Below are 24,073 nucleotides of genomic sequence, written 5' to 3'. Positions count from 1 at the left end.
TTGTGAATGCTGTCTTTTCATGCTATAATGGGAATTGAAATGTGAGGTAGCTTATGAAGGCAATTGATATACGTTTTTTATTGATGGGGATTTTTTTCTTGCTCTATGGGATTGTAAGAAAAAATATCTTTATTGTGATTGTTGGTGGGGCATTTTTACTCTATAGTTTTTATAGCAAGAAGATGGAGCCAACCAAGAAAAATATTTTTAAGCCAGAGCTCAAGCTTCGAGGGCCTAAGAAACCGAAATCGAAGAAAGGAAAGAAAAAATGAATCATTATCGTTTAAATAATGGGGTGGAGATTCCTGTATTGGGATTTGGAACCTGGAAAGCAGCGGATGGAGAAGAAGCCTATCAAGCTGTCTTAGCTGCATTAAAAGCAGGTTATCGCCATATCGATACAGCTGCGATTTATCAGAATGAAGAGAGTGTGGGCCGGGCCATTAAAGACAGTGGTCTTGCGCGCGAAGACCTGTTTATTACCACCAAACTTTGGAATACTCATCACACCTATGAAGACGCTCAAGCTGCTTTGGAAGAGTCTCTTGAGAAACTAGGCTTGGACTATGTAGATCTTTATTTGATTCATTGGCCAAATCCAAAACCCCTTCGAGAAAATGATGCTTGGAAACAACGAAATGCTGAGGTTTGGCGGGCAATGGAAGATATGCTAGCTGCTGGCAAGGTTCGAGCTATTGGTATTAGCAATTTTCTGCCTCATCATTTGGAAGCCCTCCTTGAAACAGCTCGGGTCATTCCGGCTGTGAACCAAATTCGTCTAGCACCTGGGGTGTACCAAAGTGAAGTCATTGCATCAAGTCGTAAGCATGGCATTTTACTAGAGGCTTGGGGACCTTTTGGCCAAGGAGAATTGTTCCAAAATGAACAAGTAAAAGAAATGGCTACTAAATATGGAAAGACCGTCGCTCAACTAGCCTTGGCTTGGAGTTTGCAAGAAGGTTTCCTTCCACTGTCAAAATCGGTTACACCTGAGCGGATTGCGAGTAATTTAAATTGCTTTGATTTTGAATTGACGGCAGATGATATGGAACTCCTTCGCCATCTTCCGGTTGAAGCAGGTGCACCAGATCCGGACACCAAAGATTTTTAAGAGAGAATTTCTATTCATTAATGAAAACCGAGGACAGTTTCGTTCTCGGTTTTTAAAATCCTTTCAAGGATTAAATAATTTTAAAACTCCAACAAAAACAGACGTTCTATAATACTTTCCCATACTAATTTACATTTTTCCGAACGAAAATAAATTAACAGTTAGTAACATTCGTAAATGTTACATTTGTGTTACATTTTGTTTTTTGAATGAATTTTCAGATAATTTTGCGTTATAATAGTTACTATTAAAATAAAAGGGGAGTTTCTATGAATAGACAAGAACGTTTTTCATTAAGAAAATACAAATTTGGTGTAGCCTCAGTTTTATTAGGGGCTGTTTTGGTATTTGGATCTGCACAAGCGAGTGCTGAAGAACAAGCGGCTAACCAAACGAGTGCTGGAACACAGCTTGTAGCCACTACTCAACAGGCACCTGCTGAAGAAGAGCATTCACAAGCAACAGAAGCAAATACAGCAGTTGCTAGTGAGAAAGTAGCAGTTGCAAAAGAAGCAACAGTTGCTGAAAAGACAACGAATACAACAGAAGCAGCTCTTATTGAAAAAACAGAAGCTCCGAAAGAAGCAGCTGCTGTTCCAGAAACAAAACCGGAAGTAGCAGAAAAACCTGTAGAAAAAGCAACAGAAGTGGCTTCTGCGACAAGTTCAGAAACAACGAATCGCCATGAGGCAGCTGAAAAACCTCAAAGCATCGAAAGTGACGAAATTATTACTGTTCCCCAAACCTGGAAGCAAGGTTATAAAGGGGAAGGGATGGTTGTCGCCGTCATCGACTCTGGTTTGGATGTGAACCACGAGGTTCTTCGGATTACCGATCCTTCAAAAGCTAAGTTTAAAAACCAAGGAGAAATCGAAGCTGCTAAGAAAGCAGCAGGAATTGATTATGGTAAATGGTACAACGACAAGGTTGTCTATGCCTATGACTACTTTGATGGGACCGACAATATCAAAGAGGCCGAAAGAGATTCTCATGGGATGCACGTTACAGGGATTGCAACAGGGAATCCTGATAAAGCAGCAGGAAACGGAGAAAAGATCTATGGTGTAGCACCAGAAGCGCAAGTTATGTTTATGCGTGTCTTCTCAGATCGCCAAAAAACAACGGGATCTGCTCTTTATGTAAAAGCAATTGATGATGCTGTAGCTCTTGGTGCAGATACTATCAACATGAGTCTTGGTTCTACGACTGGTTCTACGGTCAATGCGGATTCAGATATTGTGGATGCCATTAAACGGGCGCGCGCTAAAGGCGTATCTGTCTTAATTTCTGCAGGAAATAGCAATACTTTTGGGAATGGTTATTCTAGACCAGCAGCAGAAAATCCAGATTACGGTTTGGTTGGAAATCCATCAACGGTAGAGGACTCTATTTCTGTTGCTTCAATCAATAATAAAATCATTACCACAGAGGTTTTTGAAGTCAAAGGTTTGGAAGGTAATGCAGAAGTAGATAACGGGAAGTTTGATTACAGTAAATCTGCTGCAGACGCTGATTTTGAAAAAGGCAAAGAGTACGAATATGTGTCAGTTGGTCTTGGAAAAGAAGATGATTTCAAAGATCTGGATCTTACCGGTAAATTAGCCTTAATCCAACGCGGGGAAATTCCATTCTCAGAAAAGATTGCGAATGCCTTCCATCATGGTGCAGCAGGAGCTTTGGTCTACAATAATGTGGAAGGATCGAACCTTGGAATGGCAATTGAAGGAGATGCGAAAAAGATCCCATCTGTCTTTATTTCAAAACGTTATGGGGAAGCTCTTAAGGCAGGTTCCTACAAAATTGTCTTTAACAATACTATGGCCAACCGTCCATCTCCAGAGGCAGATCAATTGTCTGATTTCTCAAGTTGGGGAGTAACAACAGATGGTCAGTTGAAACCAGATGTCACAGCACCTGGTGGAAATATCTTTTCTTCTTTGAATGATAATACCTACGGAGATATGAGTGGTACAAGTATGGCCTCTCCTCATGTAGCAGGTGTGGCAGCTTTGGTCAAAGAATACCTTGTGAAGAACCACCCAGAATTGACTCCAGAACAAGTTTCTGAAACTGTCAAAGCCTTGATGATGTCTACGGCTAAACCACATGTTAATAAAGAAACCGGTGTTTATACTTCTCCACGTCAACAAGGAGCAGGGGTTGTAGACACAGCTGCAGCCGTTTCAACAGACTTGTATGTGACTGGTGAAAACAACTATCCAAGCGTTACTCTTGGAAATGTTGGAGATAGCTTTACCTTTGATGTGACGGTTCACAATATTTCAGATACCGATCGTACCTTGAAAATGTTGGTGAATACTGACACAGATGAAGTGAAGGATGGTAAATTTACCCTCCGTCCACGTAAATTGACTGAAACAGCTTGGCCTGAAGTAACCGTGAAAGCACATAGCTCTGAAACGGTTACGGTGAAAGTCGATACAAGTAAATTCACAGAAGAGTTGAGCAAAGAAATGCCGAACGGCTATTTCCTTGAAGGATTTGTTCGCTTTGTAGATCCGGCAGATGATGGGGATGTGGTCAGCTTGCCGTTTATGGGATTCAAGGGAGAATTCCAAAACCTTCCAGCTGTTGAAAAACCAATCTATGATTTGGTTCGCGAAGGAAAAGATGGCTTCTACTATCATGTTCCAAAAGATTTGAATATCTCCTCTAGTGCCAATGTTTCTGCGCTTGTTACCCTGCAAAATGACCTTCTCCTCACACAAGGAAAACGAGATGGTCGTCGGATTACAGTTCTTGGTATTGAAGAAAATGCGGAAGGTACACATTCTCTTCAATTAGATGAGAATGGGAATGTTCGCATTGCCATTTCGCCAAATGAAGATGGAAATAAAGACCTCGTTGAATACAAGACAGTCGCCCTTAGAAACATTGAAAACCTTCGTGCAACTGTTTATGCAGCAAGTGATACGGAACATAAAAATCCATTGTGGGAAGGAACTCCATCTGACCATCGTAAGAACTTCTTCAACGGTGACCAAAAGAACCCACGCAGTTACACACTAGATAACACTGCTTGGAATGGTATTGATGCGAATGGAAAAGCAGTAGCAGATGGTCTATATGATTATGTCATTCGTTATACACCAATGGTTCCTGGTGCTGAAGAGCAATCAACGACCTTTAAGGTTCAAGTTGATACCCAAAAACCAGTGATCACATCTGGATATATTCGCTTTAAAGATGGGGCACAACAGTTTGTAGCTCGTAAAGCCAAAGATGTTGGCGATGGTGGTATCTTAACTGAAAAACTCGTCTACGTGACTCCATTCGATGATCAGGGGACAATGGTCCAAACCAGTGAAGATAAGAATGGTACACGTGCGCTTGAAAATTACCATGTGATCAAGGCCAATGCAGATGGTAGCTTCGATCTTCCTGAAAACATCGATAAGAAGAATATCTACTACTATGTAGAAGACTTTGCGGGTAACGTAGATTATGTTTCACTAGCTGATTTAGTTCGGGATCAAAATAGTGGTCGGGTTCAAATTGCAGTTCGTGACGCTAAAACGAACAAAGATTTGGATACTATGTATGTTTACCGAATCAAAGATAGCAATGGCCAATACGTATCAGTTGATAAGACAAAAGATATTAACTTCTTGAACTTTGGTCATTATACTGCAGAAATCTTTACGTATGATCGTACAGAAGTGAAATTTGTCAGCAGCTTGACACAAGAATTTGATTTGACAGAGGATAATAGTTTCCAAACGATTGCTTTCCTTGCCAATACTTTAGAATATGCACCAGTTAGCATCAGCTTTGATCAACCGGTTTCAAAAGCAGCTACGATCGTATTAAAAGGGGCAGATGGTGAAAACTTTGTCTTGCCTGCTGAAAAATATGGTAAAAATGGCTTTGGTAAATCTGTAGCAACTGGTCAATATACCTTGGTTGCAACTCTTCCTACAGGCTATGAACTAGCTGAGGAGGCACCAGTGATCTCAGTTGTCGCAGGACGCAACAACAATTATCGTATTGGAGTGATCTTAAAAGTGGATCTCTTGGCTGCTTTGAACAACCAAGCAGATGTTACAAAGACAGCGCAATACTTCAATGCCAGTGCGGATAAGAAGGAAGCCTATGATCAAGCCTTGCAAGCTGCCCAAGCAGCCTTGACCAACAAGGTTAGTCAAGAGCAAGTCAACCAAGCTCTAGCTAGTCTTGAAGCTGCCAGCCAAGCTTTGGATGGGAAAGATTCAAACGTTGCGGCCTTGAAAGAAGCCATGCAGGCTTACGATGCTACAACTAAAACTGGTCGTTATGCCAATGCCAAAGAAAAAGTACGTCGCGACTACGATCGTGCTTTCCAAACAGTTGCCTTGCTTGCAGTTGATCCAACTGTGAAACAAGAACAAATCAATCAAGCACTTGCTGAGCTTAGCCTTGCGGAAGGAAAATTAAACGGGAAAGCAACTGATTTTTCAAGCCTTGAAAAATACATCAAGGAAGAATTGAAGTTCCAAGAAAAGAATGCCAAATTCATCTATGCTGGAAATGAAGAAAAAGAAGCTTACCTAGCAGCCTTCAAGGATGCACAAACCATCCTTTCAAATCCAGGAGCAAGCCAACAAGATGTGAAAGATGCTTTGACAGCCTTGAAGAATGCCAAGAAAAAACTTCATGGTAAAAAACCAAAAGCTGCGAGACGTCCATAAGAAAAACAACCTTGTTTGTTAGCCTAAAATCCGTATGAAACGATTGTTTCATGCGGATTTTAATTTACAAGTCACTAAAAATCTGTTATAATACTAGTCAAGAAAGAAGGGCTTACGGCGTTTTTCTAGCGAGCTTGGGATAGTGAGAGCCAAGTAGAGCAAAGTAAGCAAGTGGCGCTTTCTCTCAGTAAAAAGCTGAGTAAAGTAAAATAAAATGAAGTAATAAATTAGGGTGGAACCGCGTTTCTGACGCCCCTAGGTCATAGACTTAGGAGCAGAGACACGGTTCTTTTTGTATCCTAAGTCACAAGAAACTTTATGAATAAGGAGTAAAACATGTCTAAAAAATTGACTTTCCACTGCGTCAGTGGCAGAGATCTCCTTACAGTCGGACTGCCACACGCTCAGCACTAGGGTGCCTGAGCTAGACGCAGTACTAACTCGTCTTGCTTCGTGTAATCGACGGGGCAGACTCGTGTCGCAAGAAATCATTTAAATCAAGGAGTATTTAATGTCTAAGAAATTAACCTTTCAAGAAATTATTTTGACTTTGCAACAATACTGGAATGACCAGGGTTGTATGCTGATGCAGGCTTATGATAATGAAAAAGGTGCGGGAACCATGAGTCCTTACACCTTCCTTCGTGCCATTGGTCCTGAGCCATGGAATGCGGCTTATGTAGAGCCATCACGTCGTCCAGCGGACGGTCGTTACGGAGAAAACCCAAACCGTCTTTACCAACACCACCAATTCCAAGTGGTCATGAAACCATCACCATCAAACATCCAAGAGCTCTACCTTGAATCATTGGAAAAATTGGGGATCAATCCTTTGGAACACGATATCCGTTTCGTTGAAGATAACTGGGAAAACCCATCAACTGGTTCAGCTGGTCTAGGTTGGGAAGTTTGGCTTGACGGTATGGAAATCACTCAGTTCACCTACTTCCAACAAGTTGGTGGATTGGCAACTGGTCCGGTAACTTCTGAGGTCACTTACGGATTGGAACGTTTGGCTTCTTACATCCAAGAAGTCGATTCTGTTTACGATATTGAGTGGGCTCCAGGCGTTAAATACGGAGAAATCTTCCTTCAACCAGAATATGAACACTCAAAATACAGTTTTGAAGTTTCTGACCAAGATATGCTTCTTGAAAACTTCGAAAAATTTGAAAAAGAAGCAGGACGTGCTTTGGAATTGGGTCTTGTTCACCCCGCCTATGACTACGTTTTGAAATGTTCACACACCTTCAACTTGCTTGATGCTCGTGGAGCTGTATCCGTTACAGAACGTGCCGGCTACATTGCCCGCATCCGTAACTTGGCCCGTGTCGTAGCCAAAACCTTCGTCGCAGAACGCAAGAAACTTGGTTACCCACTTCTCGACGAAGCCACACGCGCCAAACTCCTAGCAGAAGAGGAAGAATAAAAAGAGTTACAAGAATGGAAAATGGGCAAACAAAGTGAGCCCGTACGGCTACCCAGAGGCAAGTCGGAGACTTGCTAAAGGGATAGGCACCGCCGTACTGCTTGATGGGGATTTTTGAAACGTTAGGTTCAAAAATCAGTTGGCTAAATCCACTTTGATGAGACTGTTGGAAATCGATGTCAAAGAGACAGAAGATTTCCCTACAGCCTCACAAAGTTAGTTAGCGACGTCCCCGGTACCTAAGGTGCCTATCAAAAAGAAGAATTTTGTAAAGGAAAAAACATGACAAAAAACTTATTAGTAGAACTTGGACTTGAAGAGTTGCCAGCCTACGTTGTCACACCAAGTGAAAAACAACTCGGTGAGAAAATGGCAGCCTTCTTGGATGACAACCGACTTTCATACGAAAGCATTCAAACCTTCTCAACACCACGCCGTTTGGCTATCCGTGTGATTGGTTTAGCAGATCAACAATCTGATTTGACCGAAGATTTTAAAGGACCTTCTAAGAAAATCGCCTTGGATGCAGATGGAAACTTCTCAAAAGCGGCTCAAGGATTCGTCCGTGGGAAAGGCTTGACGGTTGATGATATCGAATTCCGTGAAGTCAAGGGTGAAGAGTACGTTTATGTTACGAAGCACGAAGCTGGAAAACCAGCTAAAGAAGTCTTGGCTGGCCTTCCAGAGGTGCTTGCTTCATTGACCTTCCCTGTTAGCATGCACTGGGCTAACAACATCTTTGAATACATTCGCCCAGTTCACACCTTGATCGTTCTTTTGGGCGACGAAGCACTCGACCTTGATTTCTTGGATATTAAGTCGGGTCGTGTGAGTCGTGGGCACCGTTTCCTTGGACATGAAGTAGAAATTACCAATGCGGATTCGTATGAAGAAGACCTTCGCACGGTTTACGTGATTGCGGATAGCAAAGAACGTGAAAACATGATTCGTGAGCAAATTAAGGCTATCGAAGCAGAACAAGGTGTTCAAGTTCAAATCGAAGAAGGACTTTTGAACGAAGTCTTGAACTTGGTCGAATATCCAACTGCCTTTATGGGAAGTTTTGACACTAAATATTTGGATGTTCCAGAAGAAGTTTTGGTGACCTCAATGGAAACGCACCAACGTTACTTTGTTGTACGTGACCTTGATGGTAAGCTGAAACCAAACTTCATCTCCGTCCGTAATGGGAACGCTGAGCACTTGGAAAATGTTATCCGAGGAAATGAAAAAGTCTTGGTGGCACGTCTTGAAGATGGTGAATTTTTCTGGCGTGAAGACCAAAAACTTAAGATTGAAGACCTCGTTGCTAAATTGGCGAACGTGACCTTCCATGAAAAAATTGGTTCTCTTTCAGAACACATGGCGCGTGCGGGTGTTATTGCAGCGTCACTAGCTGAGCAAGCTGGTTTGACTGCAGAAGAAACGGCAGCCGTCGCTCGTGCAGCTGAAATCTACAAATTTGACCTCTTGACGGGTATGGTCGGTGAGTTTGATGAATTGCAAGGAATCATGGGTGAAAAATACGCCCTTCTCGCTGGTGAAGATGCTGCGGTTGCGAGAGCTATCCGTGAGCACTACCTTCCTGATTCAGCAGACGGAGCCCTTCCAGAGACTAAGGTTGGTGCCATTCTTGCCCTTGCAGATAAATTGGATACCCTTCTTTCCTTCTTCTCAGTTGGCTTGATTCCATCAGGTTCCAATGACCCTTATGCACTTCGTCGTGCAACACAAGGGATTGTTCGTATCTTGGATGCCTTTGGTTGGCACATCCCTATGGATGAGTTGATTGACAGCCTTTACGGACTTTCATTTGATAGCCTTTCCTATGACAATCAAGCAGAAGTGCTCAACTTCATCAAGGCGCGTGTGGACAAGATGATGGGACGCACACCAAAAGATATCAAAGACGCTGTTCTTGCTGGTTCAAACTTTGTCGTGGCTGATATGCTGGAAGCAGCTGAAGCTCTTTCAGAAGCTGCGAAGACCGATGGTTACAAGGCAGCTGTTGAATCCCTCTCACGTGCTTTCAACTTGGCAGAAAAAGCAGATGCTTCAGTAGCAGTCGACGCTAGTCTCTTTGAAAATGATCAAGAAAAAGCCCTTGCTAAAGCGATTGAAGAGCTTGAATTGACCGGTTCAGCTAGCGACAAATTGGCTCAACTCTTTGCTCTGAGCCCAGTCATTGATGCTTTCTTTGACAATACCATGGTGATGGCAGAAGATGAGGCTGTTAAAAACAACCGTTTGGCCCTTCTTGCGGGCCTTGTAGCTAAAGCTAACGCTGTTGCAGCCTTCAACCAATTGAACACAAAATAAGTACCTGATGACAGGTAGAAAGTAGGTTTTATTATGACACCTGAAAAAATCGCTCGTATCAATGAGCTTGCTAAAAAGAAAAAAACAGAAGGTTTGACACCAGAAGAAACAGTGGAACAAGCAAAACTTCGTGAAGAATACATTGAAGGTTATCGTCGTTCGGTTCGTCACCACATTGAAGGTATTAAAATTGTGGATGAAGAAGGAAATGATGTAACACCTGAGAAACTACGCCAAGTGCAACGTGAAAAAGGTTTGCATGGCCGTAGCCTCGATGACCCTAATTCATAAGCAAAAGAGTGCTGGAAGAGACTCCAGCACTCTTTTGTATCTTTAAAATTCAGAATATTCTGGACTAGATTGACCAATTTTTAAAAACATGGTATAGTAGATTGTGTGAAAATTTGAAGTATACTTTTCTGAAAATGTACAGAAAAAGAATTGGAGTAATCATATGTCAAAAAAACATCATCCTGGTGAAGAAACCGGAAATGGGATGGTTCGTGGTCTGCAAAATCGGCATGTTCAGCTGATCGCTATTGCAGGAACCATCGGGACAGGACTCTTTCTTGGAGCCGGTCGTTCCCTTTCTTTGACAGGTCCTTCTATTATTTTAGTCTATATGCTGACTGGCGCCTTCATGTACTTGATGATGCGGGCAATCGGAGAAATGCTCTATATGGACCCTGATCAACACACCTTTATCAACTTTATCACCAAGTATATAGGAAAAGGTTGGGGTTATTTTTCAGGATGGTCCTATTGGGTCTCCTTGGTATTTTTGGGAATGGCAGAGATCACCGCTGTTTCCAACTATGTCCAGCTTTGGTTTCCAAATTGGCCAGCCTGGCAGATTCAAATTATCTTTTTAGCGCTCTTAAGTTGTATAAACTTGATCGCTGTGAAGGTTTTTGGAGAGGTTGAATTCTGGTTTGGAATGATCAAGATTGTCACGATTTTAGCCTTGATCGCAACAGGAATCTTTATGGTGACGACGAATTTTGAAACACCAGCTGGACACGCTAGCTTAAGTAACATTACCAATGGTTTTCAAATGTTTCCAAATGGTTGGGTCAAGTTCGTCATGGCCTTCCAAATGGTCTTCTTTGCTTACCAAGCAATCGAATTTGTTGGAATTACTACTTCTGAAACAGCTAATCCCCGACAAGTATTGCCAAAAGCTATTAAAGAAATTCCAATCCGGATTGTAATCTTTTATGTAGGAGCTTTGTTGGCGATTATGGCTATTTTCCCTTGGCAACAGCTTCCTGTCAATAAGTCACCGTTTGTAACGGTCTTTCAGATGGTAGGAATCAAGTGGGCAGCTGGATTGATTAATTTTGTTGTACTGACAGCTGCTGCATCTTCCTTGAATTCCACCCTCTATTCAACAGGGCGTCACTTGTACCAGATTGCAAAAGAAACACCAAACAGCAAAGTGATGAATCGTTTGAAACTGAATAGCTTATCTCGTATGGGGATTCCAAGTCGCGCGATTATTTTTTCTGCGATTGTGGTTGCTGTTTCTGCCTTTATCAATGTGTTGCCAGGTGTCTCAGATGCCTTTGCCTTGATTACGGCATCTTCTTCTGGTGTCTACATTGCTATTTACATTTTGACGATGCTTGCCCATCTTAAGTACCGTAAATCGAAAGAATTTATGCCAGATGGTTTTGTCATGCCAGCCTATAAAGTGTTGAATCCATTGACCATTGTTTTCTTCCTCTTCGTATTCGTTTGTCTCTTCTTGCAAGAATCAACATACATTGGAGCGATTGGAGCAACCATCTGGATCATTCTTTTTGGGATTTACAGCAATTGGAAACATAGTAAATAAACCGCAAAACTCACCAAACGGTGAGTTTTTATTATTTCAGAGCTAGTTTGCTTTCTTTTAAGGAATTACTTGGAGGGAATAAAAGAAAAACAGAGGTGGAAGAAATTATTTTTCTTCCATCTCTGTTTTTTGTCCTTGAATGGCTTTTTTGAGCCACCAAAGTGAGCCGGCTAGGATCAGGGCAGCAAGCCAAAAAATCCAAGCCTCAATAGTGGTTAGAAAAAAGTAGAGAGCGATAGCATCGACCAATAAAAGTGGGATGAGAATCTGTTTTCTTATTTTCATAAGAATATTGTATCATAAATCCTAGAGGAAACAAATAAAATCAAGCCTTTCTAGGTATTTTGAAGGATCCGAAAAGGTCCGATAGGATTAGTTAGTGAATTTTCTTTCAGGAGTGCATCTTGGTCCCATTTGTGGTAAAATAGTAAAGATATGAGTAAAGAATTTCATCATGTAACGGTTTTGCTTCATGAAACGATTGATATGCTGGATGTTAAGCCAGATGGTATCTATGTAGACGCCACATTGGGTGGGGCAGGCCACAGCGAATATTTGTTAACAAAATTAAATGAATCGGGCCATCTTTATGCCTTTGACCAAGATCAGCATGCAATTGAGAATGCTAAGATTCGTTTGGCACCTTTCATTGAGAAAGGCATGGTGACCTTCATTAAGGATAACTTTCGTCATTTGAAGGAACGTCTAAACGAATTGGGTGTGACTGAAATTGATGGAATCTGTTATGACCTAGGTGTCTCTAGTCCTCAGTTAGATGAACGGGAACGCGGATTTTCTTACAAGAAAGATGCGCCACTGGACATGCGGATGAATCAAGAAGCTTCCTTGACCGCCTATGAGGTCGTAAATAGCTACGATTACCATGATCTAGTCCGTATTTTTTTCAAATATGGAGAGGACAAATTTTCCAAGCAAATTGCGCGGAAAATTGAGCAAGCACGAGCAATTAAACCGATTGAAACGACGACTGAATTAGCAGAGATTATTAAATCTGCTAAACCAGCTAAGGAGCTCAAGAAAAAGGGCCATCCTGCTAAACAGATTTTCCAAGCCATTCGTATCGAAGTCAATGATGAACTGGGAGCTGCAGATGAATCAATTCAGCAAGCCATGGATTTGTTGGCCCTCGATGGTCGTATTTCTGTGATTACCTTTCATTCGTTAGAGGATCGATTGACCAAACAATTGTTTAAAGAAGCTTCGACAGTTGAGGTTCCAAAGGGGCTTCCCTTTATTCCAGATGATTTGAAACCAAAGATGGAGTTAGTCAACCGGAAACCTATTTTGCCAAGTGATGAAGAGCTTGAGGATAATAATCGATCCCATTCAGCAAAACTACGGGTTGCTCGAAAAATACACAAGTAAGAGGAATTGATATGGCAGCAAGAGATGAGAGAACAAGAACACAGGTACTGCAAGATCGCTTTCGCCGTTTCTCTAGAGTAGAAAAGGCTTTTTATGGGTCGATTGTCCTAACAGCTGTGATTTTAGCCATTAGTATCGTCTTTATGCAGACACGAATTTTACAAGTACAGAGTGAGTTGACTGATTTGAATACGGAACTAGAAGCCAAAAAGACGGAATTGGCAGATGTTCGTCAAGAGGTCAATGAATTAACACGTTATGACCGCTTATCACAGTTGGCTAGCTCCCAAGGAATGAAGCTGCAAAAAGAAAATCGAAAAACAGTGAGTGCAAGTAGTGATGAATAAATTTAAAAAATTTTTAATCAGGTATTCGATAAAGAAACGTCGCTTGCCGGATCAGAATCGAAAACAAGTTGGGAAAAATCTCAGTGTACTGGCGATTTTCCTCTTTTTTCTCTTTCTGATTAATTTTGCAATGATTATTGGGACTGACAAAAAATTCGGTGTGACCTTATCGGATCAAGCAAAAAAAGTCCATGAGGAGACGGTTATTGTTCCTGCAAAACGTGGAACGATCTATGACCGAAATGGAGCAGTAATTGCTGAAGATGCGACGACCTATAACGTTTATGCTGTTATTGATAAAAAGTACAAATCAGCAACCGGAAAAATCCTCTATGTAGAAGAGAGCCAATTTAAAAAAGTAGCAGAAATCTTTAAGCAGTACTTAGGGATGGATGAGGATTACGTCATTCAACAGTTGTCGCAAAAGAAATTGAAACAAGTTTCTTTTGGATCGAACGGAAACGGCATTACTTATAGTAATATGACAGCTATCCGTGAGGCCATGGAAGCAGCGAAGATTGAAGGGGTTGCCTTTACAACTAGTCCAAATCGAAGCTATAAAAATGGAGTTTTTGCCTCTCAATTTATAGGGCAGGCCTCTCTTCAAGAAGATAAAGAGGGGAATAAAACCTTGAAGGGGCAATCAGGAATGGAGAAATCCCTCGATCGTATTCTCGCTGGTCAAAATGGGGTTATCACCTATGACAAAGACCGAAACGGGAATATCGTTCCTGGTTCAGATAAGGTTTCTGTCAAAACAGAAGATGGGAAGGATGTATACACAACCCTTTCTGCGGAACTTCAAACCTATCTCGAAACCCGAATGGATGTTTTCCAAGAAAAAGTAAAAGGAAAGTATGTTAGTGCGACTCTTGTGAGTGCAAAAACTGGAGAAATCCTGGCGACAACGCAACGTCCATCCTATAATGCGGATACCAAACAAGGGTTGGATCTGAAAAACTTGAAAACCTGGAATACCATCCTTTATCAAGGTCAATATGAACCGGGTTCAACGATGAAGGTCATGTTATTAGCTTCGGCGATTGATCATGGAACCTTCCCAGCCTATAATGAAGTATACTACAGTAACGAACTACAAGTAAAAGATGCGACGATTCGTGACTGGGATGTCAATATGGGCTTGATGGATGGACGCTATATGAACATTGCTCAGGGCTTTGCCTATTCTAGTAATATTGGGATGACCAAGCTAGAGCAGAAGATGGGAAATAACGTCTGGATGAATTACCTCCACCGCTTCAAATTTGGTCTCTCTACCCGTTTTGGCATGGGCGATGAGAGTTTTGGAAGCCTTCCGGGTGATAACTATGTTACTCAAGCTATGTCTGCCTTTGGACAAGGGATATCTGTCACCCAAACGCAGATGTTGCGGGCCTTTAGTGCCATCGCTAATGATGGGCAAATGTTGGAGCCGAAGTTTATTAGTGCTATTTACGATAAAAAATCAGACACAGCCCGCAAATCAAAAAAAGAAGTTGTTGGAAAACCAGTTTCAGGATCAGCTGCGCAACAGACACGGAACTATATGATCACCGTCGGAACAGATCCAGAGTATGGAACCTTGTACAGCGATGGACCCATCATTCAGGTACCCGGTCAAAACGTTGCGGTGAAATCAGGGACTGCCCAAATGGCGACAGATCAAGGATACTTACAAGGAGAAAATGATTATATCAACTCGGTTGTAGCCATGACACCTGCAGAAGATCCTGAATTCATCATGTATGTGACGGTCCAACAACCAGAAGTGAAATTCTCAGCGACCAGCTGGGAAGAGCTGGTCAATCCTATTTTGGAAGATGCAGTTGCTTTAAAAGACGAATTGCATCTAACATCAGAAGCACCAACGTTGGATGGTGTGACCAAAGAAACGACCTACAAAATCCCTTCAGTAGAAACTCTCTCTAAGGAGTTGAATCTGAAACAAAATTTGAGCCCAGGTGCTTATTCAGAAGAATTGCGTCGCAATTTGGTGCAACCAATTGTCCTAGGAACCGGGAAAAATATCCGCAAAATGTCTGTGGATGTAGGCTCTAAAGTCAAAGCCAATCAGCAAGTATTGTTATTGACAGAAGACTTTGATGCGGTTCCAGATATGTATGGTTGGACTAAGAAAAATGCGGACATCTTTGGAGAATGGACTGGAATTGAGATTACCTATAAAGGTAGTGGAAAGAAAGTAACTAAACAAAGTGTCAAAATGAACACCTCACTCAATAAAACTAAAAAGATTACGTTAACATTAGGAGACTAAGATGTATATTGCTACGATCCTTGTATCGTTTCTATTAACAGTGGCTGCTATTCCAGCCTTTATTCGATTTTACCATCGTGCTCATATTTCTGGGCAACAAATGCACGAAGATGTGAAACAACACAAAGCGAAAGCTGGCACTCCGACAATGGGTGGAGTTGTATTTCTCATTACAGCCGTTCTAGTTAGTTTTGTCGTTACCGTATTGACTGGAAATTTCACGCGCCCTGTTCAACTGATTCTATTTATCTTGATTCTTTATGGAATTGTTGGATTTTTGGATGACTTTTTAAAAGTTTTTCGTAAGATTAATGAAGGTCTTAACCCAAAACAAAAATTGGCCCTTCAACTTGTTGGTGGAATCATCTTCTATATTTTTTCTGAACGCCACGGTGCAGGAAGCCTTTTGAATGTTTTCGGATATGAACTTTACTTGGGCCATTTCTACATTCTCTTTGCTTTATTTTGGTTGGTTGGTTTCTCAAATGCTGTCAATTTGACAGATGGGATCGATGGATTAGCCAGCATCTCCGTTGCTATTAGCCTGAGTGCCTATTCCTTTATTGCCTATATGCAAGGAAAATGGGACATTCTCTTTGTAACCTTGAGTATGATTGGGGCTTTGCTCGGATTCTTTGTCTTCAACCACAAGCCGGCTAAAATCTTTATGGGAGATGTCGGTAGTCTAGCTCTTGGAGGGATGCTTGCAGCCTTGTCAATGGCTTTGCATGTGGAGTGGACGCTGCTCTTAATTGGTCTGGTCTATGTTATTGAAACAGGTTCAGTGATGCTACAAGTGACCTATTTCAAATGGAGCAAGAAACGGTACGGGGAAGGACGTCGGATTTTCCGAATGACTCCTTTCCACCATCATTTAGAATTGGGTGGCCTTTCTGGCAATGGCCGAAACTGGTCAGAATGGAAAGTGGATGCCTTTATGTGGAGCATTGCCTTGGTGACAAGTGTCGTGACTCTAGTTCTTCTCTACCTATAAAACGACGGTGGGCTTGCCCATCGTTTTTTTACTGACTCAGAGAGAATTCGCTGGTTAGGAAAAATGACTCATAAGAGAGGCAAGAAGACAGCTTTTCTGATATAATAATAGAGATCATGAAAGGAACTGAGAAAATGAAATTTACAGAGTTTAATTTTAAGCCTTATATTCAAGAGGCACTGAAAGAAATCAATTTTAGAGAAGCAACCGAAGTACAGGAAAAACTAATTCCGATTGTCCTAGCTGGAAATGATTTGGTAGGAGAGTCAAAGACAGGTTCTGGGAAAACCCATACTTTCCTCTTGCCGATTTTTCAAACCTTAAATGAAGACAGCCAACAAGTAGAAGCGGTCATCACGGCTCCTAGTCGGGAGTTGGCGACGCAAATTTACCAAGCTGCTCGTCAAATCGCTAGTCATTCTGAAAAAGAGATTCGGATTGTAAATTATGTTGGAGGAACGGATAAAAGCCGTCAGATTGAAAAACTGCAGGTCAAACAACCACATATCGTGATTGGAACTCCAGGCCGGATTTATGATCTGGTTGCATCGGGTGATCTGGCTATTCATAAGGCCCATACTTTTGTGGTAGATGAGGCAGATATGACACTGGACATGGGATTCTTGTCTACTGTGGATAAGATTGCTTCAAGGCTTCCGCAACAACTGCAATTTTTAGTTTTTTCAGCCACCATTCCGCAAAAATTGCAGCCTTTCTTGAAAAAATATCTCTCAAACCCAGTCATGGAGCAAATTAAGACTAAGACGGTGATTTCAGATACCATCGATAATTGGCTGGTTTCCACCAAGGGTCGGGATAAAAATGAGCAAATTTACCAATTGACCAAGACCTTGCAACCTTATTTGGCCATGATTTTCGTTAATACCAAAACGAGAGCAGATGATCTCCTTGCCTATTTGGTGGCTCAGGGATTGAAAGTGGCAAAGATTCACGGAGATATCCCACCACGTGAACGGAAACGGATCATGAATCAGGTTAAAAATCTTGATTTTGAGTATATTGTGGCCACCGATTTGGCGGCTCGTGGAATTGATATCGAAGGGGTGAGTCATGTCATCAACGATGCTATTCCACAAGATCTTTCCTTCTTTGTTCACCGTGTTGGCCGGACAGGGCGCAATGGTCTACCAGGTGTCGCTATTACTCTTTATCAACCGAGTGATGATTCAGATATCCGTGAACTAGAAAAAATGGGAATTCGTTTCGTACCGAAAGTGTTGAAAAATGGGGTTATTGAAGATACTTATGATCGGGACAGACGAGCGAATCGTGAGAAAAAGCAAGAGAAACTCGACATTGAAATGATTGGTCTGGTGAAGAAGAAAAAGAAAAAAATCAAACCAGGCTACAAGAAAAAAATCAAATGGGCAGTTGATGAAAAGCGGAGAAAAGCTAAGCGAGCTGAAAACCGTGCGCGTGGCCGGGCGGAACGAAAGGCCAAACGCCAAACTTTCTAACCCCTTCTTTCAAATGTTCAGAAGAAAACATAGATTTTCTTTATGAACTCCATAAAGAAAAACTATTAGGAACTTGTCTAAAATTATGATAGACTAAATTTGAGTAGTCTATCATTTTTCTATTTCTGTAGCAATTTTTGGAATTCCGATAGTGAATGTGATAGAATGTTTATGTTCGAGAAAGGAAGTAACAAAAATGTTTACAACTAATCTTTTAGCTGCCAACTGGTATGCTGACTTTTTAAAACACGTTCCAGATAGCAAGCTGTTTAGTTTGAGAGCCGTATTGGATGCATTTCCGGCAGTCATTGGGAAATTGCCTGTGACGATTTTATTAGCCCTAGGAGGCGCATTTTTTGGGATTATTTTTGCCATGATTTTTGCTCTGGTCAAAATTAATCGTGTACGAATTCTTTACCCGATTCAAGCTGTTTTTGTCAGTTTTTTGCGGGGGACTCCTTTGTTGGTTCAGTTGATGTTGACCTATTATGGGATTCCTCTTATTTTAAAAGCGATCAATCAGTCTTATGGAACAGCTTTTAATATTAATGCCATTCCAGCTGAGTTATTTGCAATTGTGGCTCTTGCCTTTAATGAGGCGGCTTATGCGAGTGAGACCATCCGGGCAGCCATTTTATCAGTGGATCCTGGTGAAATTGAGGCAGCGCGTAGTCTTGGAATGACCAACCGTCAAGTTTATCGCCGGATTATTATTCCCAATGCAGCAGTCGTTGCAACTCCTACTTTAATCAACTCTCTCATTGGCTTGACCAAGGGGACCTCGCTAGCCTTTAGTGCCAGTGTAGTTGAAATTTTTGCCCAAGCACGGATTATTGGGGGGAGCGATTTGAAGTACTTTGAACGCTTTATCACGGTATCGATTGTTTACTGGATTGTGAACATTCTCATTGAAATACTAGGCCGTCACATTGAACGTCGACTGGATATTGAGACTCCCGTAGCAATTGATTTACCAGATCAGGAGGTCCGGATCTAATGATTTATATTTCAGAATTATCAAAGACATTTTCAGGTCAAAAGGTTTTAAATAATCTAAGTTTGGAAATTCAAAAAGGGGAAGTCGTGGCCTTAATCGGGTCTTCGGGAGCTGGTAAATCAACCTTCTTACGCAGTTTAAACTATTTGGAAGCTCCAGACAGTGGTAGAATTAAGATTGATGATTTCGAGGTTGATTTTGAGCACATTACCCAAGATCAAATCTTGACCTTAAGAAGAAAATTGGCCATGGTGTTCCAACAGTTTAATTTGTTTGGTAGAAAAACAGCTCTTGAAAATGTGAAAGAAGGGCTCATTGTTGTGAAGGGCTTATCCGACCAAGAAGCAACGAAAATTGCTCGAGAAGAACTGGCAAAAGTCGGCTTATCGGATCGTGAAAATCACTATCCTCGTCACCTCTCAGGTGGACAAAAACAACGGGTGGCTTTGGCCCGTGCCTTGGCCATGAAACCAGAGGTTCTTTTGCTGGATGAACCGACTTCGGCCTTGGATCCAGAATTGGTTGGAGAAGTTGAAAAATCCATTGCCAATGCAGCAAAATCAGGACAAACCATGGTACTGGTCAGCCATGATATGTCTTTTGTAGCGCAAGTAGCAGATAAGGTCCTATTTTTGGATAAAGGACGGATTATTGAATCTGGAACACCAGAGGAAATCATGCAACATCCAAAAGAAGAACGGACAAAAGAATTCTTTGCTAGTTACAAACGGACCTATGTTTGATATAATAGAGGAGAGGTAAGACTCAGCTGGCGATGCTAGCTGGGTTTGTTTTCTGAAAATGTAAAAATATTTGGAGTCGTGATGTTAAATAAATTATTGTCCTTATATTTACAAAGTTTAGTGACGACAACGATTTTAGTTGGGATCGCTTCTTGTATTTGGATTGGCTACCGTGCCCTTAAGAAGAAAGATAAAACAGCCAAGCAAAGACAAGCGCATTTGTATGATATCCTCTTAATTGATATCATGACGATTCCTATTTTAACCTTTGCGGTCATAGGGATCTTGTTTATCTTTCAAGCACGATAATTGCAAAAATACCGTGTTAGAATTATAATGATTACAACGAAACGGAAAAGAGGTTGAGTATGTTTGATACAGTGATTATTGGAGCAGGTCCTGCAGGGATGACTGCGGCCCTTTATGCAGCACGAAGTAATTTAAAAGTCGCATTGATTGAGAGAGGGATTCCAGGCGGCCAAATGAACAATACGTCTGACATTGAAAACTATCCTGGCTATGCCAATATTAGTGGCCCGGAGTTGGCTGAAAAAATGTTTGAACCCTTAGAAAATCTTGGTGTGGAACATTTGTTTGGTCAGGTAGAGCGCATCGAAGACCACGGAGCAACCAAAAAGATTGTCACAGATGACGGGGAATTTGAAGCTAAAACTCTTGTGATTGCAACAGGGTCTAACCACCGTTCATTGAATGTCCCTGGTGAAGAGGAGCTGAATAGTAGAGGGGTTTCCTACTGTGCTGTTTGTGATGGAGCTTTCTTTAGAGACGAGGATCTCTTGGTCGTTGGTGGTGGCGATTCTGCGGTAGAAGAAGCTGTTTTTTTGACTCAGTTTGCAAAAACAGTGACCATTGCCCATCGTCGTGATCAGTTGCGTGCCCAAAAAGTTCTTCAAGACCGTGCCTTTGCCAATGATAAAATTCACTTTGCTTGGAATACGGTTGTTGAAGAAATTAAGGGTGAACAAAAAGTAACGTCTGTCCTTTTAAAAGATGTGAAGACAGGAGTGGTTAGAGAGCAGGCCTTCGGTGGTGTCTTTATCTATGTCGGTTTAGATCCTGTCAGTGATTTTGCGACAGAACTTGGTATTTTAGATGAAAATGGCTGGGTGATCACGGATGATCATATGAGAACCACAGTCCCAGGTATTTTTGCGGTTGGCGATGTTCGTCAAAAAGATTTGCGTCAAGTGACGACAGCCGTCGGAGACGGTGCGATTGCTGGCCAAGAAGTTTATAAATATATCACAGAAAACTTTTAATCCCCAAAAAAATCTGAGCTTCCTGTCTCAGATTTTTTTCATGCTTTCCTTTCAGTATTCAATAGGGCTGAAATGTGCTATAATGGTACTAATTTTATGGTAGGAATTCATAGAACAAATCTATAAAAAAGAGGTATACATATGTATCCAGATGACAGTTTAACCTTACATACTGATTTATACCAAATCAACATGATGCAAGTCTATTTTGATCAAGGTATCCACAATAAACATGCCGTATTTGAAGTCTATTTTCGTCAACAGCCTTTTAAAAACGGCTACGCAGTATTTGCTGGCTTAGAGAGAATTGTGAAATACTTGGAAAACTTGAGTTTTTCTGAGAGCGATATTGCCTATTTAGAGTCACTTGGTTATCATGGGGCCTTCTTGGAATATCTCCGTGATCTCAAGCTGGAGCTGACAGTACGCTCGGCTCAAGAAGGAGACTTAGTCTTTGCCAATGAACCAATTGTTCAGGTAGAGGGCCCTTTAGCTCAGTGTCAATTGGTGGAAACAGCCCTTTTGAATATCGTCAACTTTCAGACCTTGATAGCCACAAAAGCTGCTCGTATTCGTTCAGTCATTGAAGATGAGCCCTTGATGGAATTTGGAACACGTCGTGCGCAAGAAATGGATGCGGCCATTTGGGGAACTCGTGCAGCAGTCATCGGAGGTGCCAATGGAACTAGTAATGTTCGTGCAGGAAAACTCTTTGGAATCCCAGTTTTAGGAACCCATGCCCATTCTCTTGTACAGGTTTATGGAAATGACTACCAGGCCTTTAGGGCTTATGCGGAAACCCATAAAGATTGTGTCTTCCTCGTCGATACCTATGATACGCTTCGTATTGGGGTCCCTGCTGCTATTCAGGTAGCGCGTGAAATGGGAGATAAAATCAATTTCCTAGGCGTCCGGATTGACTCAGGAGATATTGCCTATATTTCTAAAAAGGTTCGCCAGCAATTAGATGAGGCTGGTTTTACAAATGCTAAAATCTACGCTTCAAATGACTTGGACGAAAATACCATCCTCAACTTAAAAATGCAAAAAGCAAAAATTGATGTTTGGGGTGTAGGAACCAAGTTAATTACAGCTTACGATCAACCAGCGCTTGGGGCGGTATACAAAATTGTTTCTGTTGAAAATGATAAAGGAGAGATGATCAATACCATCAAGCTTTCCAATAATGCCGAAAAAGTTTCTACTCCAGGTAAAAAGCAAGTCTGGCGGATTACTAGCCGTGAAAAAGGCAAGTCAGAAGGGGATTACATCACATATGATGGCGTGGATGTTTCACAATTGACAGAACTAAAAATGTTCCATCCGACTTATACCTACATCAATAAAACGGTCCGAAACTTTGAAGCCATTCCTCTTTTAGTGGATATTTTTAAAGAGGGTCAATTGGTTTATCAACTACCAACATTATCAGAAATTCAAGAATATGCTCGTAAAAATTACGATCAATTGTGGGATGAATACAAGCGTGTCCTCAATCCACAGCATTACCCGGTTGACTTGGCAAAAGATATTTGGCAGGACAAGATGGACCTGATCGAGAAAATGCGTAATGAGACCAATGGAGAAGGAGAAGCAAAATGAGTTTGCAAGAAGAGATTATCCAACAATTGGGTGTCAAGCCAAGCATTGATTCTCAAGAAGAGATTCGCCGCTCGGTTGATTTCTTAAAAAGATATCTAAAAAAACATCCCTTCTTAAAAACATTTGTATTAGGGATCTCAGGAGGACAAGATTCGACTCTGGCTGGGCGATTAGCTCAATTAGCCATGGAAGAAATGCGAGCAGAAACAGGAGATGCCTCCTATCAATTTATTGCTGTTCGTCTTCCTTATGGGGTACAGGCAGATGAAGCAGATGCACAAAAAGCATTGGCCTTTATCCAGCCGGATGTTAGCCTAGTTGTGAATATCAAGGAGTCTGCTGACGAAATGGTACGAGCAGTAGAAGCGACTGGAATAGAGGTTTCTGATTTTAACAAAGGCAATATTAAGGCTCGCAGTCGCATGATTGCTCAGTATGCTCTAGCTGGAGCACGGAGTGGAGCGGTGATTGGTACGGATCATGCTGCAGAAAATATTACTGGTTTCTTCACAAAATTTGGAGATGGTGGTGCAGATATTTTACCCCTTTTCCGTTTGAACAAGCGCCAAGGAAAACAATTGCTTAAAGCCTTGGGAGCTGATCCTGCTCTCTATGAGAAAATCCCAACTGCAGATTTGGAAGAAGAAAAACCAGGAATAGCAGACGAAGTAGCGCTGGGTGTCACCTATAATGAAATCGATGATTACCTAGAAGGCAAACAAGTGAGCCCAGAAGCTCAAGCCACTATTGAAAAATGGTGGTACAAAGGCCAACACAAACGCCACCTGCCAATCACAGTATTTGATCATTTCTGGGAGTAAAAAGGTCCACTGGACCTTTTTAGCCCGAGTCTTAAAATAGGAAAACGAGACAGAAATCGGTAACTCGCAGAGTTCGATTTCGTAGTCTCACCATACAATATTGTGAAAAGCATCAAAAAGAAGGGCGGTTTCATCCGCTCTTTTCTTCTAGATTAAAGTAAAAAATTTGCAAAGTTCAAGTTGCATGAAAGAATGAAGGGAGACAATCTATGAATCATCTTGGAAGTCTTGTCATAGAGGCAGAGCATTTATACTTGAGGCCTTTCGTTTTGGAAGATGCACCAGCGATGTATGAAAATTGGGCTTCTGATCCTGAAAATCTGAAATATGTCACCTGGGATGCCCATACATCTTCTGAGAGGACCAGAGAATCAATCAAAAGATGGGTCGAACAGTATCAAAAACCAGATACTTATAAATGGGCGATCTGTTTGAAAACATCACCGGATCAGGTAATTGGAGATATTAGTGTGGTTTCCCAAGACCAGGAAAGTCAATCTTGCGAGCTGGGTTATATCCTTGGCAAGAAATTCTGGGGGAAGGGGTTCATGACAGAAGCCGTCATAGCTGTTTTGGATTTCTTATTGAACGAAGTCGGATTTAAAGAAATCAAAGCTTCCTATGTTAGTTTAAATCCTGCTTCTGGAAAAGTCATGGAAAAGGCCGGAATGCAATATGTAGAAACCATCCCTAAAGCCATTCAACGCAAAGGATACTGCGGGGATAAAATTATTTATTCCATACAGAACCCCTCTCTATAGGGTGA

General features: G+C 41.6%; 20 protein-coding genes. 19 read left to right on the top strand and 1 reads right to left on the bottom strand.

What is annotated here, in order from left to right; translation table 11 throughout:
- Positions 1-53: 53 nt before the first annotated feature.
- The 7 genes from HMPREF2893_RS04180 to HMPREF2893_RS04150 all read left to right on the top strand — a co-directional run bounded on the left by HMPREF2893_RS04180 (position 54) and on the right by HMPREF2893_RS04150 (position 11,384).
- Entirely contained in the window at positions 54-272 is a 219-nt protein-coding gene (locus HMPREF2893_RS04180) for a hypothetical protein (RefSeq protein WP_003018530.1), read from the top strand.
- Positions 269-1,111: an aldo/keto reductase gene (locus tag HMPREF2893_RS04175; protein WP_070674556.1), complete on the top strand. Its 843-nt coding sequence runs from the start codon at positions 269-271 to the stop codon at positions 1,109-1,111. The genes HMPREF2893_RS04180 and HMPREF2893_RS04175 overlap by 4 nt, the downstream gene beginning before the upstream one ends.
- 269 nt (positions 1,112-1,380) lie before the next feature.
- A complete protein-coding gene (locus HMPREF2893_RS04170) occupies positions 1,381-5,799 on the top strand; it encodes a S8 family serine peptidase (RefSeq protein ID WP_070674553.1) in 4,419 nt (1,472 codons plus the stop codon).
- A gap of 511 nt (positions 5,800-6,310) precedes the next feature.
- Positions 6,311-7,228 (top strand): glycine--tRNA ligase subunit alpha, encoded by a 918-nt coding sequence (gene glyQ, locus HMPREF2893_RS04165; RefSeq protein WP_002886077.1) that lies wholly within the window; start codon positions 6,311-6,313, stop codon positions 7,226-7,228.
- 282 nt (positions 7,229-7,510) lie between these two features.
- Positions 7,511-9,547 (top strand): glycine--tRNA ligase subunit beta, encoded by a 2,037-nt coding sequence (gene glyS, locus HMPREF2893_RS04160; RefSeq protein WP_070674550.1) that lies wholly within the window; start codon positions 7,511-7,513, stop codon positions 9,545-9,547.
- Positions 9,548-9,580: 33 nt separating this feature from the next.
- Entirely contained in the window at positions 9,581-9,838 is a 258-nt protein-coding gene (locus HMPREF2893_RS04155; RefSeq protein WP_003010384.1) for a DUF896 family protein, read from the top strand.
- A 163-nt stretch (positions 9,839-10,001) separates the two neighbouring features.
- Entirely contained in the window at positions 10,002-11,384 is a 1,383-nt protein-coding gene (locus HMPREF2893_RS04150) for an amino acid permease (RefSeq protein ID WP_070674546.1), read from the top strand.
- 105 nt (positions 11,385-11,489) lie between these two features.
- Here HMPREF2893_RS04150 and HMPREF2893_RS04145 read toward each other — a convergent pair whose 3' ends face one another.
- Positions 11,490-11,669, bottom strand: a complete 180-nt coding sequence (locus HMPREF2893_RS04145; protein ID WP_037599920.1) for a hypothetical protein — start codon at positions 11,667-11,669, stop codon at positions 11,490-11,492.
- Positions 11,670-11,819: 150 nt separating this feature from the next.
- Here HMPREF2893_RS04145 and rsmH point away from each other — a divergent pair, with 150 nt between their 5' ends.
- From rsmH to HMPREF2893_RS04085, 12 genes are all read left to right on the top strand, one after another.
- Positions 11,820-12,770 (top strand): 16S rRNA (cytosine(1402)-N(4))-methyltransferase RsmH, encoded by a 951-nt coding sequence (rsmH, locus tag HMPREF2893_RS04140; protein ID WP_024054758.1) that lies wholly within the window; start codon positions 11,820-11,822, stop codon positions 12,768-12,770.
- A gap of 11 nt (positions 12,771-12,781) precedes the next feature.
- Positions 12,782-13,117, top strand: a complete 336-nt coding sequence (gene ftsL, locus HMPREF2893_RS04135) for a cell division protein FtsL (protein ID WP_003003929.1) — start codon at positions 12,782-12,784, stop codon at positions 13,115-13,117.
- Positions 13,110-15,392: a penicillin-binding protein PBP2X gene (pbp2X, locus tag HMPREF2893_RS04130; protein ID WP_070674543.1), complete on the top strand. Its 2,283-nt coding sequence runs from the start codon at positions 13,110-13,112 to the stop codon at positions 15,390-15,392. Before ftsL ends, pbp2X begins: the two co-directional genes overlap by 8 nt.
- A 1-nt stretch (position 15,393) precedes the next feature.
- Positions 15,394-16,386, top strand: a complete 993-nt coding sequence (gene mraY, locus HMPREF2893_RS04125; protein WP_070674540.1) for a phospho-N-acetylmuramoyl-pentapeptide-transferase — start codon at positions 15,394-15,396, stop codon at positions 16,384-16,386.
- A gap of 134 nt (positions 16,387-16,520) precedes the next feature.
- The gene (locus HMPREF2893_RS04120; RefSeq protein ID WP_070674537.1) at positions 16,521-17,864 is read left to right on the top strand and encodes a DEAD/DEAH box helicase; all 1,344 of its coding nucleotides are present in this window, start codon (positions 16,521-16,523) and stop codon (positions 17,862-17,864) included.
- A 196-nt stretch (positions 17,865-18,060) separates the two neighbouring features.
- The gene (locus HMPREF2893_RS04115) at positions 18,061-18,861 is read left to right on the top strand and encodes an amino acid ABC transporter permease (RefSeq protein WP_024054761.1); all 801 of its coding nucleotides are present in this window, start codon (positions 18,061-18,063) and stop codon (positions 18,859-18,861) included.
- On the top strand, positions 18,861-19,604 hold the full coding sequence (locus HMPREF2893_RS04110; RefSeq protein WP_003003991.1) for an amino acid ABC transporter ATP-binding protein: 744 nt from the start codon (positions 18,861-18,863) through the stop codon (positions 19,602-19,604). Before HMPREF2893_RS04115 ends, HMPREF2893_RS04110 begins: the two co-directional genes overlap by 1 nt.
- 81 nt (positions 19,605-19,685) lie before the next feature.
- Positions 19,686-19,913: a DUF4059 family protein gene (locus tag HMPREF2893_RS04105; RefSeq protein WP_003003995.1), complete on the top strand. Its 228-nt coding sequence runs from the start codon at positions 19,686-19,688 to the stop codon at positions 19,911-19,913.
- A 59-nt stretch (positions 19,914-19,972) separates the two neighbouring features.
- Entirely contained in the window at positions 19,973-20,884 is a 912-nt protein-coding gene (gene trxB / locus HMPREF2893_RS04100; protein ID WP_070674534.1) for a thioredoxin-disulfide reductase, read from the top strand.
- Between the two features lie 141 nt (positions 20,885-21,025).
- Entirely contained in the window at positions 21,026-22,486 is a 1,461-nt protein-coding gene (locus HMPREF2893_RS04095) for a nicotinate phosphoribosyltransferase (protein WP_070674531.1), read from the top strand.
- Complete coding sequence (gene nadE / locus HMPREF2893_RS04090; protein WP_070674528.1) at positions 22,483-23,307, top strand: ammonia-dependent NAD(+) synthetase; 825 nt, start codon at positions 22,483-22,485, stop codon at positions 23,305-23,307. The genes HMPREF2893_RS04095 and nadE overlap by 4 nt, the downstream gene beginning before the upstream one ends.
- 209 nt (positions 23,308-23,516) lie before the next feature.
- Complete coding sequence (locus tag HMPREF2893_RS04085; protein WP_070674525.1) at positions 23,517-24,068, top strand: GNAT family N-acetyltransferase; 552 nt, start codon at positions 23,517-23,519, stop codon at positions 24,066-24,068.
- Positions 24,069-24,073 lie beyond the last annotated feature (5 nt).

The sequence above is a fragment of the Streptococcus sp. HMSC072C09 genome (genome assembly GCF_001813105.1).
Lineage (GTDB): Bacteria > Bacillota > Bacilli > Lactobacillales > Streptococcaceae > Streptococcus.
The sequence above is the reverse complement of the archived record's forward strand: the minus strand, read 5'-3'. Positions and strand labels throughout refer to the sequence as shown.

Coding starts and splice junctions, on each gene's coding strand:
- HMPREF2893_RS04180 (WP_003018530.1), top strand. CDS start 54: ATGAAGGCAATTGATATACGTTTTTTATTGATGGGGATTTTTTTCTTG.
- HMPREF2893_RS04175 (WP_070674556.1), top strand. CDS start 269: ATGAATCATTATCGTTTAAATAATGGGGTGGAGATTCCTGTATTGGGA.
- HMPREF2893_RS04170 (WP_070674553.1), top strand. CDS start 1,381: ATGAATAGACAAGAACGTTTTTCATTAAGAAAATACAAATTTGGTGTA.
- glyQ (WP_002886077.1), top strand. CDS start 6,311: ATGTCTAAGAAATTAACCTTTCAAGAAATTATTTTGACTTTGCAACAA.
- glyS (WP_070674550.1), top strand. CDS start 7,511: ATGACAAAAAACTTATTAGTAGAACTTGGACTTGAAGAGTTGCCAGCC.
- HMPREF2893_RS04155 (WP_003010384.1), top strand. CDS start 9,581: ATGACACCTGAAAAAATCGCTCGTATCAATGAGCTTGCTAAAAAGAAA.
- HMPREF2893_RS04150 (WP_070674546.1), top strand. CDS start 10,002: ATGTCAAAAAAACATCATCCTGGTGAAGAAACCGGAAATGGGATGGTT.
- HMPREF2893_RS04145 (WP_037599920.1), bottom strand. CDS start 11,669: ATGAAAATAAGAAAACAGATTCTCATCCCACTTTTATTGGTCGATGCT.
- rsmH (WP_024054758.1), top strand. CDS start 11,820: ATGAGTAAAGAATTTCATCATGTAACGGTTTTGCTTCATGAAACGATT.
- ftsL (WP_003003929.1), top strand. CDS start 12,782: ATGGCAGCAAGAGATGAGAGAACAAGAACACAGGTACTGCAAGATCGC.
- pbp2X (WP_070674543.1), top strand. CDS start 13,110: ATGAATAAATTTAAAAAATTTTTAATCAGGTATTCGATAAAGAAACGT.
- mraY (WP_070674540.1), top strand. CDS start 15,394: ATGTATATTGCTACGATCCTTGTATCGTTTCTATTAACAGTGGCTGCT.
- HMPREF2893_RS04120 (WP_070674537.1), top strand. CDS start 16,521: ATGAAATTTACAGAGTTTAATTTTAAGCCTTATATTCAAGAGGCACTG.
- HMPREF2893_RS04115 (WP_024054761.1), top strand. CDS start 18,061: ATGTTTACAACTAATCTTTTAGCTGCCAACTGGTATGCTGACTTTTTA.
- HMPREF2893_RS04110 (WP_003003991.1), top strand. CDS start 18,861: ATGATTTATATTTCAGAATTATCAAAGACATTTTCAGGTCAAAAGGTT.
- HMPREF2893_RS04105 (WP_003003995.1), top strand. CDS start 19,686: ATGTTAAATAAATTATTGTCCTTATATTTACAAAGTTTAGTGACGACA.
- trxB (WP_070674534.1), top strand. CDS start 19,973: ATGTTTGATACAGTGATTATTGGAGCAGGTCCTGCAGGGATGACTGCG.
- HMPREF2893_RS04095 (WP_070674531.1), top strand. CDS start 21,026: ATGTATCCAGATGACAGTTTAACCTTACATACTGATTTATACCAAATC.
- nadE (WP_070674528.1), top strand. CDS start 22,483: ATGAGTTTGCAAGAAGAGATTATCCAACAATTGGGTGTCAAGCCAAGC.
- HMPREF2893_RS04085 (WP_070674525.1), top strand. CDS start 23,517: ATGAATCATCTTGGAAGTCTTGTCATAGAGGCAGAGCATTTATACTTG.